17 protein-coding genes are annotated in these 18,382 nt (G+C 43.6%); all 17 read right to left on the reverse strand.

Annotation, left to right across the window (positions count from 1 at the left end; genetic code table 11):
- Nucleotides 1-136: 136 nt before the first annotated feature.
- Nucleotides 137-1,159, reverse strand: a complete 1,023-nt coding sequence (locus AC6H3C_RS14755) for an NAD-dependent epimerase/dehydratase family protein (RefSeq protein ID WP_497516168.1) — start codon at nucleotides 1,157-1,159, stop codon at nucleotides 137-139.
- A 232-nt stretch (nucleotides 1,160-1,391) separates the two neighbouring features.
- Nucleotides 1,392-1,874 carry a pyridoxamine 5'-phosphate oxidase family protein gene (locus AC6H3C_RS14760; RefSeq protein WP_497516169.1) on the reverse strand — a complete coding sequence of 161 codons (483 nt, stop codon included), beginning with the start codon at nucleotides 1,872-1,874 and terminating at the stop codon, nucleotides 1,392-1,394.
- Between the two features lie 10 nt (nucleotides 1,875-1,884).
- Nucleotides 1,885-3,819 carry a DNA primase gene (gene dnaG, locus AC6H3C_RS14765; RefSeq protein ID WP_497516170.1) on the reverse strand — a complete coding sequence of 645 codons (1,935 nt, stop codon included), beginning with the start codon at nucleotides 3,817-3,819 and terminating at the stop codon, nucleotides 1,885-1,887.
- An 18-nt stretch (nucleotides 3,820-3,837) separates the two neighbouring features.
- A complete protein-coding gene (locus AC6H3C_RS14770; RefSeq protein ID WP_497516171.1) occupies nucleotides 3,838-4,590 on the reverse strand; it encodes a sulfite exporter TauE/SafE family protein in 753 nt (250 codons plus the stop codon).
- Nucleotides 4,591-4,789: 199 nt separating this feature from the next.
- The gene (locus AC6H3C_RS14775; RefSeq protein ID WP_497516172.1) at nucleotides 4,790-5,974 is read right to left on the reverse strand and encodes an OmpA family protein; all 1,185 of its coding nucleotides are present in this window, start codon (nucleotides 5,972-5,974) and stop codon (nucleotides 4,790-4,792) included.
- 470 nt (nucleotides 5,975-6,444) lie between these two features.
- The gene (locus AC6H3C_RS14780) at nucleotides 6,445-9,567 is read right to left on the reverse strand and encodes a cytochrome c biogenesis protein (RefSeq protein ID WP_497516173.1); all 3,123 of its coding nucleotides are present in this window, start codon (nucleotides 9,565-9,567) and stop codon (nucleotides 6,445-6,447) included.
- A 201-nt stretch (nucleotides 9,568-9,768) separates the two neighbouring features.
- Complete coding sequence (locus tag AC6H3C_RS14785) at nucleotides 9,769-11,271, reverse strand: cytochrome c3 family protein (protein ID WP_497516174.1); 1,503 nt, start codon at nucleotides 11,269-11,271, stop codon at nucleotides 9,769-9,771.
- Between the two features lie 116 nt (nucleotides 11,272-11,387).
- Nucleotides 11,388-12,014: a cytochrome b/b6 domain-containing protein gene (locus AC6H3C_RS14790; RefSeq protein ID WP_497516175.1), complete on the reverse strand. Its 627-nt coding sequence runs from the start codon at nucleotides 12,012-12,014 to the stop codon at nucleotides 11,388-11,390.
- 2 nt (nucleotides 12,015-12,016) lie between these two features.
- A complete protein-coding gene (locus AC6H3C_RS14795) occupies nucleotides 12,017-12,958 on the reverse strand; it encodes a cytochrome c3 family protein (protein WP_497516176.1) in 942 nt (313 codons plus the stop codon).
- A gap of 53 nt (nucleotides 12,959-13,011) precedes the next feature.
- Nucleotides 13,012-13,431 (reverse strand): c-type cytochrome, encoded by a 420-nt coding sequence (locus tag AC6H3C_RS14800; protein ID WP_497516177.1) that lies wholly within the window; start codon nucleotides 13,429-13,431, stop codon nucleotides 13,012-13,014.
- A 24-nt stretch (nucleotides 13,432-13,455) separates the two neighbouring features.
- On the reverse strand, nucleotides 13,456-14,337 hold the full coding sequence (locus AC6H3C_RS14805; RefSeq protein WP_497516178.1) for a DUF5777 family beta-barrel protein: 882 nt from the start codon (nucleotides 14,335-14,337) through the stop codon (nucleotides 13,456-13,458).
- 24 nt (nucleotides 14,338-14,361) lie between these two features.
- A complete protein-coding gene (locus AC6H3C_RS14810; RefSeq protein WP_497516179.1) occupies nucleotides 14,362-14,754 on the reverse strand; it encodes a c-type cytochrome in 393 nt (130 codons plus the stop codon).
- Nucleotides 14,755-14,833: 79 nt separating this feature from the next.
- Nucleotides 14,834-15,886 (reverse strand): multiheme c-type cytochrome, encoded by a 1,053-nt coding sequence (locus tag AC6H3C_RS14815; RefSeq protein ID WP_497516180.1) that lies wholly within the window; start codon nucleotides 15,884-15,886, stop codon nucleotides 14,834-14,836.
- A gap of 139 nt (nucleotides 15,887-16,025) precedes the next feature.
- Nucleotides 16,026-16,751: a Crp/Fnr family transcriptional regulator gene (locus AC6H3C_RS14820; RefSeq protein ID WP_497516181.1), complete on the reverse strand. Its 726-nt coding sequence runs from the start codon at nucleotides 16,749-16,751 to the stop codon at nucleotides 16,026-16,028.
- A gap of 234 nt (nucleotides 16,752-16,985) precedes the next feature.
- Entirely contained in the window at nucleotides 16,986-17,198 is a 213-nt protein-coding gene (locus tag AC6H3C_RS14825) for a zinc ribbon domain-containing protein (protein WP_497516182.1), read from the reverse strand.
- A 9-nt stretch (nucleotides 17,199-17,207) separates the two neighbouring features.
- Nucleotides 17,208-17,390, reverse strand: coding sequence for a type II toxin-antitoxin system antitoxin (locus AC6H3C_RS14830; RefSeq protein ID WP_497516183.1), 183 nt, complete (start codon nucleotides 17,388-17,390; stop codon nucleotides 17,208-17,210).
- A gap of 75 nt (nucleotides 17,391-17,465) precedes the next feature.
- Nucleotides 17,466-18,311, reverse strand: a complete 846-nt coding sequence (locus tag AC6H3C_RS14835; protein ID WP_497516184.1) for an SPFH domain-containing protein — start codon at nucleotides 18,309-18,311, stop codon at nucleotides 17,466-17,468.
- Nucleotides 18,312-18,382 lie beyond the last annotated feature (71 nt).

Consider the following 18,382-nt stretch of genomic DNA (forward strand, 5'->3'; position numbering starts at 1 on the left):
TTCTATTTTCCAAAATACCAGGCATTCACAGGTAAAGAACGCCTTTACAAAAAAACCGCCTTTACAAAATTTTAGCGTGTAAGATAATATTTTTTCTAAACATAAGAAATTGAACTTTTGATCACTTCCGCATGACTTAACTGATATCTTTTAAAAACAATTTTCCGATCTCCTCAATGGTTTTATCGGGCTCACGGTAGTTAAAGGGAACAGTTCTGCAAATCTTGTTCCCGTCAAAGCGGTTGATGCGGTTAGAACCCGACACGGTATCACGGGTGATCACCGGTCTTTTCCCGGAGAAAAAACTGGCTAGACGGGCAGCTCTCCAGGCAAATTGCAGGATCATGTCGGAAGCAAAGGTTTTCGGCCGGGGTTTTTGCAGCACATCGGCAATCTTGTAGAAAAAATCCTGGTAGCTCATATTCCCGGCATTCAGGATAAACCGTTGGTTTTTTGTCTGGCTGAAGTAAGTCTCATCCATCAGCAGGATCATGGCTGATGCCACATCGCGCACATCGACAAAGCCGGTTTCTCCTTTGGTGTAGTATTTCAGCCCTTTCCAAATGGCCTGAAACATTTTAGGGCTGCCCACATCCCAGTTTCCCGGCCCCAAAATGATAGAAGGATTGACAATAACTGCTTCCAGTCCTTCTTCGATCCCGCGCCAGACCTCCATTTCGGAGAAAAACTTGCTGAGGCTGTATGCCGATTTTTGTTTGGACGGCGTCCAGTAGGTTTCTTCATTGATTTCCGAACCATCCTGTGTTTTGCCCAAAGCCGCGATGGAGCTGACGTGGCAAAACTTCCTGACCCGGTTAAAAAGAGCAGCATCAATCAGGTTGGCTGTTCCTTTCACATTATTATTAAGCATGCTGTCGTGGTCGTTTGGATGAAACGAAACCATAGCCGCGCAATGGTACACTTCGGTAACTCCGGCAAGCAGCTCCTCCATGCTGTGGTAGTCGAGTATATCACCTTCCACCCATTCAATCTGATCGAACAGGCGATCTGCATCGCCGGAATAATAGGAAAAGACTTTGCCCACCAACCGCAAATTACTGCTGCCGCGCTTCAGCGCGCGCACTTGTTTTCCCGACCTCAACAGATTGTACAACACGTGAGAACCAACCAAACCCGTTCCACCGGTAATAAAAATCATAAGACGCCTCCCCTGCCCCCTTCATCAAAAGAGGATTTGTTTTATTAAACCATTTCACCATCCTGAACCGGCAAACGCAATTCTTCAATATCGTCCACATAAGATCTCTTTACGCTTGCCCTAGTCGTCGCCAGCCGACCTGCAAAACAAAAATAACGAACTAATTCCGATTTTTCCCCCCAAATCCGGATCGTCTTTCAGCTTTTCCTGTTTTCATCTGTCGACGGAAGGTTTATTGATTCCAGGGAGTAACAGCCTTTGCGCCAAACTCTTTCGCACTAATGCGTTCGATTTTCACCTTGATCAGGCCCACGTTCAACACGGCCGGGCGGTTAAAATTAAACTCCCGCTCGCTGTACTGGGCCATCGTTGCCTGTAAAAGCCGGTACTTTTCGTCATAATCATCAACAAACTCAACCGTTCCATCCACAATAACCGACTTCGACTTAACCCGGTAGCTGCACCCCACGCGCACATCCTGCCAGGCCAGTTCTTCGCCGAGCGTCCAGTTAATACAAACCCTGGGGTTTTTCCTGAGAGTTTCCCACATGCGCCCATGCTGCGCGGAATGCAGGATCACCGTATCGCCATCCAGCCCGAAATTCATTGGCAAAACATAGGGACGGCCTTCATCGCTCATGCCCACATAACAGGTTTTACAGGCCCGGATAATTTGGTTGATTTCGTTGCGGTCGTCGATCAATAGGGTTCTCATACTTATTCTTTTAGCTGATGGTTCGGTTGCCTAATTGGGCAGACAGGTGTTTTTCCACTTTCTTCAGATTGATATACTGATTCTGGACATCCATAATTTGTTCCATATCCTGCGTTTGGGCAATCTGCTGTTGCAGGTCATCCAACATGTGTTTCACTTTTCGCAGTTTATATTCCTGCACAATTTTCGGAACCAGGATATCCAGGATTTCATCTTCCGCTTCCACAAAAGCACCGCCTTTTTTCCAGCGCTTGCTTTCGACATATTTTTCGGCTAAAAGATCGCTGGCCAGTTTGCTTACCTGCGGATCGCCATGCTGAATGAAAAACTGTTCCGGCCGGAAAGTGTCGTTTCCCAGATTTGCAGTAAACAAATCCAGTATGCGGTTGATCAGCTCACTATCCGAACGAAGCCCGTCGTTCTCCAATTCTTCCAGCACGAACTGTCCGACCGAAATGCTTATGGGCTCATTTGGGTTTTCACCTTCTTCTTCAAATACTTCCCGGTGGAAATATTTCAGCAGGATGCGAATGATTTCCCGCTCCTCCACTTCGCAGGTATTTTTCTTCGGGCCCACATGAACCGGTTGAAGCGGAGCCGGACGGGATTGCTCCCGAAAGTTTTTTTTCTGAAATTCTTCGCTGTCTTTAAATTTAATCTTGCGGACCTCATGGAACAAAACTTCTTCCTGAACATCCATCAGGCGACTGCATTCCTGAATGTAAACTGTGCGCGTAATGGTATCGGGGACCATGGAAATGGAGCGGACAATATCATTGATCAGGCGCGCTTTGCTCACGGGGTCATTCCCGGCGCCTTTCATCAGCAGTTGAGTTTTAAAGCGGATAAAATCGGTTTCGTTTTCAGCGATATAAGCCTGTAACCGGCTTGAGCTCATGGAACGGGCAAAGGAGTCGGGGTCCTCTCCGTCGGGCAAGAGCAATACCTTTACATTGATCCCTTCTTCCAGAACCAGATCGATCCCGCGCAGCGAGGCTTTTATCCCGGCCGCGTCGCCGTCGTAAATAATGGTGATATTGGGCGAAAAACGTTTGATCAGCCTGATTTGATCGGGCGTGAGCGCCGTACCCGACGAGGCCACCACGTTTTCGATACCCGCCTGATGCAGCGAAAGCACATCGGTATAACCTTCTACCAGGTAGCATTTATCGAGCCGGGTTATGTCGCGTTTAGCTTGAAAAAGACCGTAGAGCACACGGCTTTTGTGATAAATTTCCGATTCGGGCGAGTTCAGGTACTTGGCTACGGTCTTGTCGTTTTTCAGCGTTCTCCCTCCGAAAGCGATCACCCGCCCGGCAATGTTATGAACAGGAAACATCACCCGCCCTGCAAAACGGTCGCGCACCCAATCGTCGCGCTTAATGGTCAGTCCCGTTTTTTCAAGGAAGTCCATTTTATAACCTTCTTTTTGTGCCGACCGGGTAAAGCTGTCCTTTCCGTCGGGACAATAACCCAATTCAAATTTTTTGATGATCTCGTCGCGGATGCCCCGCTCGCGCAGATAACTGAGGCCAACGTCGCGACCCTCACTTTCTTCCCACAAAAAACGCGAAAAATATTTTTGCGCGTAGGCCGACACGATCATCATACTCTCGCGCTCGTCTTTCTGCTGCTTTTGCTCGGGCGTTTCCTCTTCGTCGTTGACCTCGATGTGATATTTTTTGGCCAGCCATTTCAAGGCTTCGGGGTACGACAGCGACTCGTGCTCCATAATAAAATGAACCGAATTGCCACCCTTGCCGCAGCCGAAACACTTGAAAATGCCCTTGGCCGGCGACACGGTAAACGAGGGAGTTTTCTCGTCGTGAAAAGGGCAATGCCCGAGCATATTAACCCCGCGTTTTTTAAGCGTTACAAATTCGCCTACCACGTCGGTAATCTCCGCGGCATCCAAAATCCGGTCTATCGTTGTCTGGTCGATCATCGGCACAAAAATAGCAAATTAAAGCAGCAGTAAAAAGGCCGAAACAGCCGTAATGATGATAACCGCTGCCCGGTACGTCTGTTCAGGCAAGATTTTCACCAGGCGGATGCCCAAAAAAGCTCCCAGTGCTATCGCCGGCAGAGTTATTAGGTCGAGCGACAGGGAATGCCAGTTGATATTTTTCCAAACAAAAAGCTGAAGGGGGAATTTGACAAAATTGACAATCATAAAAAACCAGGCCGTAGTCCCGATAAAATTATTTTTAGGCAGGTGCATGGCCAGCAAATAGATGGCAAAAATCGGCCCGGCCACGTTGCCGATCATCGTGGCAAAACCACCCAAAACTCCCATCAAAGCAGCAAACCACCACTTGTCAGGGAAAAACTGTTTTCCTCTTTTTCGGTCTTTCCAAAGCATGAGACCGATACACAAGAACACCAGAATGGCCATGGTGTCTTTAAATTGCTCATCGTTGACAACTTCGCCAACCCAAAGCCCGAGCCCAAGCCCCAGAAAAGCCCAGGGAAGAATTTTTACCAGGTAGCCCCATTGGGCATGTCGCCGGTAATACCCTACGGCAAATACATCGGCCATCATCAGGATCGGCAACAAGACACCGGTCGATTGTTTTCCTCCAAAAATAAAGGCCAGCGTAGGCACAACAATCAGCGAAACACCCGGCACGCCGACTTTCGACATACCGATCAACATACCGCATAAAGCCATCAGCGACCATTGCAGGAGATTGAGGTCTAAAAAAAGTAATTCCATCCGTTTTGTTTAGAAACCGCAAAGGTATAAAATTTCAATCCGCTGAGATGAAAAGAAAAATTGGATTCGATGAAGGGGATGCCGGGGATTGGATCATGACCATCAAAAAAAAATTACCCTGACTTGACCTTATCAAATCAGGGTAATCTAAAATAAATTCCCTCTTCAGGGAAAAATGTTATCTTTTTGTCGGCAACATTTATTTTACCACAAAACTAACTCTGCGGGCCAACTGACGAGCCTGTGAAGAATCTTTATTCACGCTGGTATCTTCGCCTTTACCAACTGCATTTAATCTTGAACCGTCAATTCCTGATTCAACCAATACTTTCACGGCTGCATCAGCGCGTCGTTGAGAAAGTTTCTGGTTGTAATCTTCCGGTCCAATCTCGTCGGCATAACCCAGAACATCCAGTTTCGCACCCGGGTTCTTCTGCAGGTAAGTGCGGATAAAACCTAAGGTAGAAGCATTGGCGCCTTTAACCACGCTGCTGTTAAAGTCGAAGTAAATATTGGCATACCCGTCGTTAACCAGCTTCTTTACAAATTCATCGTAGTTTCCTGCGCCTGGTTCTTTATCGCCCAAAGCGGCAATTCTTTTGCTCAGCTCTTCAACATCGCCCTGTGTTTTGGCAAGATCCCTGGCTTTGGCCGATTCGTCTTCAACGGTTTTCACCCGTGAATCCAAGGCCGAAACCCGCGAATTAAGCGCGTTGTACTTTTCGTCGCCACGCAGGTACCAGTCGGCGTGTGTTTTATTTTTACCCAAGTAAATTGAAAGACCTACTGTTCCGTTAAAAACAGTTCCCAGGTTTTTGTCGCTGCCGGGTCCGTTACCATTGAAAGACGGCTGTTGACGAACGTTTACAAAAGCGCTTCCGTCAAGGTTCAGGGCAACGCGGGGTGACAATTTCACCTGAGCGGTCAGACCGCCAATGACATTGCCAACGTAGTCATCTACATCAGATGCCAGGTCGTAATCCATCTTCCCAACGCCAAAACCTCCGTGGGCCAGTAAGTTAAATGTTTTGGTCCAGTTCTCGAATTGCAAAACGCGACCAACATTCATCACACCCTGTAAATCCAGACGGTATTCACTCGTTTGGAAATCAAGGCTGCTCTTTGCTTCGGAAAATTGGTTGTAACCAAAACCGAATTTCAGACCAAAAAACTCGTTAATCATGTAGCGTAATCCAATCTCTGTTGCCAAAAAATCAGGTGTCGCTGCATAATAACCTGCGTCAAAATTGCGATAAGGCTTAGTTAAACCAATACCTGCATCAATCGACCACTTGTTAAAGCTTGCTCCTTCAGCATTTTCCTGAGCAAAACCCCAGATAGTTGCAAAGCTAATTAGCACCACCAGTAATAATCTTTTTTTCATAGATCTGTTATTAATTAATAATTCAAATTATTGCGTATAAAATTTGTTTCATTTTTTACTACAAATGGTCGCAATTTCACCCTTCTTTACGGCGTCAAATATATGATAATTTGTTTAAAATTAAAAAACTTCTATTGAATAATAAAATTTAATAACTAAATAACATCTTTTTTTTACCATCTTAACATATACCCCCATTTATTTGATCGGCCAAAAACGAAATACCGGGCCTTCCATTCCATCCTCTCATTAGCAATAAAAATCACAAAGTATTCATGCAACAAACTAATTACAAGATAGTTACATGATCATACCTTATGAATAAAAGCAAGTTAACCAAAGTTTTTCCATAGTAAATATAAGGAATCCGGGCCGAATACCTGCAAAAAGTCGTTCTTTTGATTCAAACTTTATGATTTAATAATGCAAATGAGCATTCCGGTTTATTTTATTCAGCTGTAAATCAATGATTACTCTTCCGTTTCGGGTCTTATCATTTTTTCGGCGCTCCCGTGTTTTCGTTCCGACAATGCTGCCAGAACCACGACGATCATCACGACAACAACCGCTACATACACAGATGAAGGAACAGGAGGAGCATCTCCCTGTGCATACGAATGCATGCCCGACAAATAATAATTGACCCCAAAGAAAGTCATTAAAACCGAACTAAAACCAATCAAAGACAAAGCGCTCAAAATAAAGTGGTTATAAAGCCCTGGAACTTTCCGAAGATGGAGGATGGTCGAATAAACCATGATGGTTACCAGGGTCCAGGTTTCCTTCGGATCCCATCCCCAGTATCTCCCCCAGGACTCGTTGGCCCATACTGCGCCAATAAAACAACCTACGATAAGTAATGTTAGCCCAACCAGTAAGGCTAACTCAATAATAATAGCCACTTCGCTTATGGTGAGAGAGGTATTTTTCAGATTTTTGGGCGCCCGCGAAATCATAATGACCATGTTCAGCAATCCCAATAAGGCGCCTATGCCCAAAAAACCGTAGCTGGCGGTAATCACGGCCACATGCACAATCAACCAGTATGATTTTAATACAGGAACCAGGTTCGTAATTTCAGGATTCATCCAACTCATGCCGGCTACCATAAGAATCAGCGAGGTTAAGATACTGGTTACGGCCAGCGTAATTTGCGATTTACGGAGAAATACGAAGCCTGACAGCAAGGTCGCCCACCCGATAAACAACAAGGTTTCGTAAGCATTACTCCAGGGAGCATGACCGGAGATATACCAACGTACCGCCATACCTGCCGTATAAATCAGAAAAACTACAAACAGTAAAATGGTCCCGGGAAGTACATATTTGCGCAAGCTGGCCCTCGGATTGAAAATCTCAATTAAGTGCATAACCAGAAGAATGCCCCCCAATACGCCGCAAAGCTTGGAGAAGAATCCAAAAATATCATACCGGTTATACAAAATCTCCAGTTTCACTTTGGTTTTCGAAAGCATCAGGTCGGCGCCATGCTCATGCTGAAAATCTTTCAAAACCTGCAAGGAGCGATTGGCAGCCTGATAATCATTTGTTACAACCGCTTTTTGCAATGCCTGCAAATAATTAGTCAGCAACAGTCCCTCGGCGGAGGGGCCTGTTGCTGCCCGATTGGAAAAATATGTTTTCTCGGTATGCCAGGTTCTGTTCGAATCGGCCGTATCAGGAAATATCCGGAGAAAATCGCCATTGAATATCTGATAACAAATATTTACCCGTTCGTCTACAGCAATCACCTCCTTATCAAATTTATTTCGCTCAACCGGTTTTTTGTGATAGGCCTCGTCAACCAGGGAACGTAAGAGATATGATCCCTTATTCAGATCGACCAATTGGTTAAATGAAGCCAAATTGCCAGAGATACCCAATTGCCGGGCTAATTCTGTATTTGAGATTCTGATCAGTTTTTCATTTTTCCAGGATTCGGGGAAAGCGCTCATTCCAAGAAAAACCTCCGGAGCCGACATTCCACGTAAGTTATTTTTTCGGATTAATTTTCTCAGAACCTTTGACGATAAGGTATTAACCGGCTCAATCCGACCTTGCCGGTCCTGCACCAGCAATTCATCAAATGCGCGGATATGTTTCCCGTCAATCTTCCGGTCATTCAAATTATTCGCCTCCGAAAAAATTGGTAAAAACAGGAACACCGACAATAAAAGGCCAATCACCGATTTGTTTTTTATTTCCTTTAAACGGGATGAAGCCCGAAGTAAAAACTGGAAACGGCTTCGTTTATTGAAGAAGGTAAACAACAGGCCAATGGTCATCAGCAAATAACCGGCATAGGTGGTCGCTGTCCCGACGCGATCGTGGCTAACCGAAAGTATCGTGCCTTTTTCGTCCTGATCGTATGACGACTGAAAGAATCGGTACCCGCCGTAATCAAGAATATTATTCATATAAATCCGGTATGGTAATTCCAGGCGGGTTTCAGGATCAATCAGAGTCACTTCGCTGGCAAATGAAGAAGGGCTCATTGATCCGGGATAACGCTCCAGTTGAAACTCATTCAAACGCAATGAAAAGGGTAATTCAATTACTTTTGAACCATAACCCAATTTCAGTTCCAACCCTCCCAGACTAAATGCTACCGGCTCGCTCACCACGCCTTTATTTCCATAACAAACCACATCTTTCTGCTGTCCGTCAACCGTCACTGTCAATTGCAGGGCATCGGGAAATGATACCCTGTTTGACGACTGGACCGTCGCCAAACTCTTTCGTCCCCGCGGAAAATAGGTTTGCAGCACGAAAAGGTTTTTACCTAGTTTATACATGTTTTTATTCGACAGGGCATATTCGGTTCCGGGAAACAAGGTGTCGCCTTCCAGTCCCTCCATCGTGACAATAAACATTGTATCCGGCGGTATGAGAGTCAGTCCTTCTGCTGATCGGCCCAACCAGATTGTTTCCTGATCTTTTGCACCTTCAAAGCTGACCTTAAATTCATCAAATTGATGCACTTCCTGAAGCTCCAGCGCGATGTCTTTACGCACTGCCTTGTCTAATACGATACACGCCATCACCGGGTTTCCCAGTTCGTCGGCAATAACAGACTGAACCCCGTTCGGAACAAAAAACAGGTTGTTCAGTTTTATTTCTTTTCCTAAAAGAGAAACATGTTTATTAAAATGATTGTGTGTGTAGGGAGAATATCTTACTTCCCAGTTTTCCTGATCTGTTTCTCCGCCGGCAGTCGCTTCAAGTTGAATAAACGTTTGGTCGGTTACCAAGGAATTGCTTGTTTCGCCTTCCCGGATATGCATCATGCCCTCGTAACTATAAAAACGGGTAATACCGGCGCCAATAATCATCAGCACAAAAGCCAAATGGAACAATACCATGCTCCAGCGTTTCAATTTAAAAGCCCGATGATAAAATAGTCCGCCAATCAGATTTACCGCTCCAAATGCCAGCAACAGGTTGAACCAGTTCGCATTGTAAATCAAGATACGGGCTGTCTCTGTCCCGTAATCGTTCTCAATGAAGGTGGCATAGGCAATCACTATCGCAAAAACAAGCAGTAATACCACTGAGGTTAACATGGAAAACAGAGGAGCAAAAATTTTCTTCATAATACACTTTTTAAATCGCCATACAGCAAGCCATTATCCATCCCGTTTATAAACACGAACTCATCTTTTTCCGTTGACGGGCTGTGAGACTGATGTGCCGGCATCAATTTTTCATTAAAAAATCACTTCAACCAAAACGACTCTGGCTGAAGTGATTCAAATTTAAATAAACATCCCGAAATTAAAGCTTACAGATCGCTTTTAATACAGACCTGAATGACATTCCGCACAAAAACTCGTCTTCCACTCGTCCCTGATATCCACGGGATGTTTAAACTCAAGCGGTTGGTTTGCTGCGGAATATTCAATCGCATCCACAGTGCCCTGAGCCAAAATATCGTGACACAAATTACAGTCTCTTGAAATAACCCGGCCCTCGGCCGACCGATGTTTATCATTATGGCAGCGGTAACATCCGTTGGTTTCCAGATGGCCCAGGTGATTCGGATAGGCTGTCCATTTCACTTTCATCTCGGGAAAGATATTTTTTCGGTAGCCCGACTGCATGGAAGCGATCGCTTCATCGAGCAAATGCGGTTTCTCAGCCAGCAGTTCAGGGTACATGATATCGTAATATTCCATCACAGCGGCCTTGATTCCATTCATCGCGCTGTCGGTTGTGGGATAATCGGCATGGAGCGCCTCCATTGCGACCACCTTAATATCCGGTATTTCGCGCGAAATTTTGCCCGAAGTGATGTACTCATCCATAAAGTTTGGCGGCGATAAATAATTATGCGATGGCCGGTTATGGCAATCGATACAATCCATCACCCGAAGTTCGTACACATCCAGCTTGTCCGGCTCAATGAGGTTATTTTCATCCGTATAAATATGGGTTTCTCCTGTTTTCAGGTTCGTATATCTCACCCAGGGAATCTGGTTTCTCCCCTCATCCGTTGCGATATATTCAATTTTTACGTCGGGGTTAATGTGCCAGTGAATCCCTTCCTGTAGTCCTTGCGCGCTGTAAGTAGCACTGGTTTTCATCAAAAGGTGAATATCCCATTCGGTAGTTGTTTCGTCGGCGAGATACGATTTTTTCGTCTTCAGTTTACGATCATAAAATTTTTCAGTCCAGTGACACTCTTCGCAAGTTTCGCGTGCAGGACGCAGGCTGGCAATTGGTGTGGGAATAGGCTGCGGATACTTATTAAACACGACCGAATAAATCTGATACAAGCCCGACAATTTACTTTTCACGTACCATCCGGCGCCGGAGCCCACATGACATTCCACGCACGCCACCCGTTCATGCGGCGACTCCTGGTAAGCCGTATATTCAGGCGTCATAACCTGATGACACAACTTTCCGCAAAATTCATTGGACTCTGTGAGGTGAAACGCTTCAAAACTCCCTATGGATGAAAGAATTAAAAAAACAATGGTCCCGGCAATAAAAATCACCGTTGCATTCCGTACAGATTGGCTATTGAAATCGATGACCGGCCATTTTTTAAAATCGTCTTCTGCCTGGTGAATTTTCAACCGTCTTTTCTCACGCCATATACCAACGGGAATCAGAACAAGCCCCAATACCAGCACAATTGGCAGGATGATATAGATAAAAATACCGAGGTATGAGCTTCCTGCATCAAAAACGGAGGAAATGATAAAAAGAATCACGATGATCCCAAAACTGATTGATGCAATGGAGGCACCAACAACAGAAATCAGGTTTTTTACAGCCGGAGGTAGTTTCATAACCAATTTATTTACAGGTTAATAGTTTGTCCTTATATATCGGAATTACCCCGAAGATCAGCGCTCCACACCATCTGTCAGCTTCTCATTCAAGCCAACCGACGTTTCGTCCTTTTTTAATGAACTGAATTGTGATATCCGTTTATGATGCTTTTAAAATTATCCAGCGGGTTCTTCCCGATTGAGGCAACATATAAATGCACCAGCAAAAAAATGGATATCAGGTAACCCATACTAATATGCAACAAAGCGGTCAGGAAAATCCCGCTAAACGAATAAACATTTTCTATAATTGATTCCGGGAAAAGAAGAGCCAGACCGGTAACAATCAAAATAGGCACAAAAAGAAACATGACCACAACGTAGGCGTACTTTTGCAACGGGTTAAACTTTCTTTTTTCGGAAATCGGAAAAGGCGCCGCCTCATTCCTGAAAATGCCGGATAAATAATAATTGATCTGCATTTTCATCCGCTTAGGCAAACCTTTGGGTTTAATTTTATAGTACTTCTTGTTATCTGTCAGTAGATTACCAAATAAAAAAAGTAAATAATTGAGCGATACCAAAACGCCGGCATAATTATGCAAGGTCACGGCATCCTGAAATTGAAAACCCAAAAATTTCAAATCGGCATATTGCATCCTGACACCTGTAATGATTAAGAGAATAATCCCTAAGGCATTTATTCCGTGCCAAATCCTTAACCAAAGCGGGTATAAGTATAATTTATCTTCCGAGCTCATGCTTATTTTCTTTTAATGATTCTAAAGATCCAGTGAGCGCCAATCGCCAAAACCGTGCAACCAAAAATAATGAAGCTGATCGTCCTCATAAAAGGGCTTTGGTTGGTCCCGATAATATAGGCTTCATTAATCATGAAAGCTTTAAATTTTCCTTCTCCCGACCGGGCCTGGATATTTTGATATTTGTACAACGACGCCTTCAGCAACGAGTTGGATGAATGACACTCGTGGCATGATTTCAACGCATTCAGCTTTGGCATGATATTGTGCGATACCATAAACGAGTCAACCACCACGGTATGGCATTCGATGCACCTGACTTGTTTAAAATGAAGTTCCTGGTTGGGTAACCATTCATGAACCTGCGCCAGCGACGGATTGGAGTGAGAGGAAACCGTCTGGTATTTTACCGGGTTATCGTGACAGGAAAGGCAGAAACTGTTGTTATAACTCACAATTTCACTCACACGGTTACTTGTTCGGGCGGTTGGGGTATAATAATGTTGATTGTGACATTTCGAACAACTAAAACTTTCACCAACCATTTCGTAATGAACGCTTTTTTGAAACTCCTCTTCGATTTTGTCAAACTGGTAATCGGCATACGTATCGTCGCCCCCATGACAATCGATGCAGTTCATCAATGGTTCCAGTTTCAACTCGCCGCTATGCGGATAAGCTTCGTATTCGGAAGAATGGCAATCAAAACATTTAAAACTACCGTGAACCCCGTTTACAAACCTTGTTGAATCGATGATGTAGAACGGGTTCATCATCCGCTTTTGTTCGCCTTCAATCCAATCATTGTAATAGGAGTATGTTTGATTGGCATGGCATTTCAAACAATGCCGGTTTTCCTCCTGCATCACCTGATCATCAGCAAAAACCGGATGAACAACAGAAAGAAAAACAAGGACAAAAATAACTTTAACTGAGAATCGCATCACACAGGAGATTAAAAGAGCCGGGAGTCCAAATCTACTCCCGGCAACAAAAATTATTTTAAAGAACGGATGAAATTGACGATGGCCCAACGATCTTCTTCATCCGGGATTTTACTCTCATAATTCGGCATTTCATCCCGCCCGACGATGGACTGATAGTAAATAACACCGTCGCTCTGGGTCTGGAATTTAGCATCCTTAAATGATAAAATGGCCGTTTTCATGCTCGCGGCTTTTGGTCCGTCACCCAAACCTTCGCCACCGTGACACGATCTGCAATGCTTCGTATAAAGAAGCTTTCCAACTTTCAATGATGCTTCATCATTGGCAGCCGGATTTTTCATTTTCTGATATTTTTCAGGAACATTCCACGGGCCACCATCTTTTTTGTCCTGAACAGTCACAAACGAAAGTAACAGACCGGCTGTGAAAACAACCATTAACAACGCGAATAGATTTGTGTACTTTTTCATAATCCTCAGTTTTAAATTACCAACTTAAAAGCTCCACAATCGGGTGATTGTGAACCCAAAAGCAAAGTTATCTTTATTTATCTTGTTATAATTATTCATCATGATGTCCTGCGGCAGCATTCCCCGCGAGTTCCCCGCATAAATCTGAAAAGCATGGGTACTGGTTGAGATTTCGTAACCGAACGACAGACTTGGTTCCGGATGGTTTCCCCACTCCGGACGTTGTTCGGAAATCTTCTGTATTTTCAACGGAGCATCATAGGTAAAAATGACGGCTCCCTGAGGAGTAACTTTGATCCGTCCGTTAACATGCAAACCAATCCGGTCATGATCAAACTGTTCGGGTACTGAGTTGGCATGCGAAAAACTCACAGCTCCTTGAACTGTAATCCGTTCAGAAACTTTACGCCCGACAATCAACTGGGCAAAATAGGTAAATCGTTCGGGAAAATCATAACCTGGCTCATACATCGATTTATTGTTCCCGTCAATGCCCATATTTCCGTACAAAGTAACAAACACCGGTATCACGTTTCGCCGGGTTTGTTCCAGGATGGTCCACTTGGCATTCAAATCATTGTACATATTGGCTTTCGAAATTCCCCAACCAACCTGCAGGTTATTGGCAATCACATAATTTAAACCCAGCCGGATATTTGCTGCAGGAGCATAAATCCCCCATAAATCGGAATGCCCGTTGGAAATGCTGCCAAATTTATGCTGAATAACAAACTCAAGTGTCTTTACTGTTGGAATCAAGGAGGTTTGATTATCGATCAGCAAGCCGCTTTCCCAGGCAAATCGTACCGGTTTGTCTTTCTCTTTCTGCTCCGGAGCTTCTTCCTGTGCCCACAAGTTAGTGCATACCAACAGACTTAATACGACAATTATTGTTATTTTTTTCATGTTCTTAAGTTCTTTAGATGTTCACTAATTGTTTTTGGCCCCTTCCTGTATCCATACAAGAATAAGCTGGGCCTGGGCTGCCGTATATTTTTTCTGGGTGTGAGTACTTGTACCTGGACCCGGGTACGCATAAATTAAACTTTGCTCAGGCGAGCTTACATTAATATACTTCGCATTACCAATGCTTTGGTAGGCCTTCCCTGCCGAAAGATCAGGCGCCCGTCCTCCGGTATTGTGGCAACCTGCGCAATTCGCGGTGAAGATCGGCTGAATATCGGTCGAAAAATACACCGTTTCTTCCCCGTTGCCACCTCCGTTGATCGGAGGAAGTTCTTCTTCTACCAGAAAGTTGTACTCACAGGCACTTATAATTAATCCAATTACAGCAGCAAAAAAGAATATTTTAAATTTTTTCATGTTGTTGTGCGTTTAAACGTCTTTAACAATTTCAAAGAAGCTTCCGTAACCAGAAGCTTCTTTTTAAAATCTTCTTTTTTTATTGAAGTGCCTGAATTGAATTCTTCAGCAGCGCTAAGATGTAACCCGGATTATGAACTCCCTTACTGCGGTCTTCTTCAATAGCTTTATAATTATACGCAACACCGGCAAGTTCAACCGGATAGGTCCCTGTATAGAATAATCCGGTTGAAGGATTAAGGATATTCTTTTCCACCAACAAACCGCGTAATTCAACTAATAATTCTTCAACCTCTGTCTGAAGCCCATTTACGTCAAAATTATTTATTTCACCATGACATTGTGTACAAGATGACTTATTAGGATTAAACGTATGGTTTCCTTCGTGCATATGACAGGTAACACAAGCTTTCGTATCTTTCCGGTGAGCAGCCGATTTTGTTCCCGGATATGGAACTGAGCCAACCAATTCATAACCTCCCAAGCCTTCTAAAAAGTTGCCTTGAGGCCCATGATGAGGGCCAAACCTTGAAGACGTAATTTTATAGTTGCCACTATCATCCGGCACTAAGGGAGCAACGGCTCTTGACTGATGACATTTCACACATAAATTTGATGAAGATTGGAAATCAAGTACTTTTGTTGGGTCATTGTACATCATCATCTTTACAGGAGCTGTTGTACGCAATGCATAATCTTGCCCATCAGTTTCAAAATCGAAACTAATGTGTCCACCATGACAAGTTTCACAACCGATTCTTGTTGGCGCCAATAAAGCGCTTGTGATTGAATCTCTGCCTGTAAAAACGACCTCAACAAATCCTTCATGCGTATGACAAATTGCACAAGATTTTCTGGATTCGCCCCTACCGGCATAAATGTAAGTTGGGTCTGGAGTATGCGGACTGACGCCATGAACAGAAGTTTCATACTGTGCACGAATAGTATTCATGCTCTCTTTATTATGACATGCCAAACAGGTCACGTTTCCGTTCCGGCCGTCCTGTCCGTCAACGCCATCAATCCCGTCTTGTCCGTCAAGTCCCGGAGGACCTTCTTTTACACAGGATGGAGCAACAAACAACACAAGGGTAACGACTACTAATAAGTGGAGTATTTCTCTGATTTTCATAGGATTGAGATTTAGTACTATTATTAAATTCAGAATAAAATTTCAAATGTTAAATTTTACTCTAAAAATAGATATTGGGCAGTAATAAATCCCGGACCCTTAAGTGACATTTGATGCGCTAAAAATTGATATTTGTCAATTACCCATGCCTGCTCAACATCAGCAAATCGTCTTCTTTTAAAATCTCAATCTCCCGTTTATCCTGCCGAACAATTCCCGAAACTTCCAGTTCTTTGATACTCCGTATAAAACTCTCTTTGGTCATTCCCGACATTTCGGCCAGTTCCTGTTTATTCAGATTACAATTAAACGGATTACGCTGATAAATGGTATTTTTTAAGTACAAAAGGGTGTCGGCAACTCTTCCCGGCATGTATTTCTGGGTTAAACTGACCAAACCCTCTAGCATCTGAATATTTTGGCGATTGTTATATTTTAACAATTCATAAGCAAACCGACTGTTGCTTTCCAACAGCTTATGCAAGCGGGCTGAATCAATCAAACAACAGTCGACATGGGTGATGGCTGTCACGGTAAAATGCCTGATATCATCGCTCACCACTCCACCGGCAGTCACCAGACTATGAGTTGAAATAAGGCGTAAGATGACATTTTTGCCTTTAGGACCTTCGGCAACAACTTTAGCCATTCCTTCCCGAATACACACAAAATGTGTCGTATTCGTATTCTGCTTGATAATTGTTTCACCAGGTTTAAAGATAATATTCCGCTTGCACGACATTAAATAGTCAAGCTCATCTTTGGTTAACGTTTTAAATATGGTGGTTTCCTCCTCCGGGAAACACTTCAAACAGCATGATCTTGCACAGTTGGTGCAGTCCTTTAATTGCGATTCATCAAACATCTTTCACCTCCGCTCGTGTAAAAACATACATTGTTTCACAACTATATATCAATATTTATACAAATAAACAGATATTTTTGGTTTTTTAAACCATGTACCCTGTTTTCACTCCAAATGAAAATATTAATAAAACTGACTACTAAGATATTAGAACAAACGGAGATGAAAGATGTTTTACAATACAAGGTGTTTTTATAAAATATAAATCACTTTTTAACTAACGTATGTTTAAAATTAATTGGTCAGAAAATCCAATACATCGCTCATTTTACCCGACGGACCGGATTTGTACAATTCGGTGTAACCGCACTTTGTACAGGAAACTGCTGTAAAACGCCGGTTCTGGATATTAAAGTACCGGGTGAATCCCGAGCCGGTTGTCCTGATTTGATCAAGCTCAGCTTTACGTGCGCCACATTTGGGGCATTGATAAGATTGTTTCATCATTCAAAAGTTTTAAGTATTTGTTTTATTGTCTTTTGGGTTCGATCCGGGTTTCCGGCCGGCATCCTTCAATGCTTTATGGATAATCCACTCCAGCTGTCCGTTAATGCTGCGAAACTCGTCGGCAGCCCAACGTTCAAGCGCCTCATAGTCTTTGGGGTCTAACCGCAATACAAATGATTTCTTTCCTGCCATCTTTATTCCTCATCTTAGCATGTAATCCCCTGTTCGTGTCATAAATACCCGAAAGAGGTAGATTCGCCTGATACCTTAATATATACTACCGGTGTTTACCACCGGAGTCACCTCTTTGTCTCCACACAACACAACCATCAGGTTACTCACCATGGTTGCTTTTTTATCTTCATCCAGGTCGACAATCTGCTTTTTGCTCAATTCATCCAGGGCCATTTGCACCATGCTAACAGCACCCTCAACAATTTTAAAGCGGGCAGCAACAATCGCCGTTGCTTGCTGGCGTTTAAGCATGGCCTGGGCTATTTCCTGTGCATAGGCCAAATAGTTAATGCGTGCCTCAATCACCTCGATACCCGCGATGGCAAGCCGTTCTGCCACCTCGCGTTCCAATTCATCATTCACTTCCTCACCCCCGCTTCTCAAGGTGATTTCAGCCTGTTCGTCCTCAAAATTATCATACGGATAAAGGCCTGCCAGCTTGCGGATAGCTGCTTCTGTTTGAATATTGACGAAATGTTCATATTCATTTACATCAAATGCGGCCTTAGATGTGTTATTAACCCGCCAGACCAGTACCACCCCAATCATCACCGGATTCCCGATCTTATCATTGACTTTGATTGGTTCGCTATCCAGATTACGCGCCCGAAGAGAGATTTTCCTTTTAATAAGAAAGGGATTGGCCCAAAAAAATCCGTTTTTCTTAATGGTTCCTTTGTATTCGCCAAATAAGACCAGTACAGCGCTTTTATTTGGTTCAACAATGAGAAAGCCCAATGAAAAAAAAACGAAAATGAAAATGAATAAAATTGCCGGGATCACCAACCCGCGCATAAAACCGCCAATGATCATTAGCAACAGAATGAGTTCGAGCGAAACAATCAAATAACCTGATTTTGCTGAATAGACCTTTTCCATAATTGTAGTTTTAATTTAAATTCATATTGATATTATTTTGATATCACAAATATAAAATAAAAAAAGCATCT

This window comes from Gaoshiqia sp. US2 (assembly GCF_059705485.1).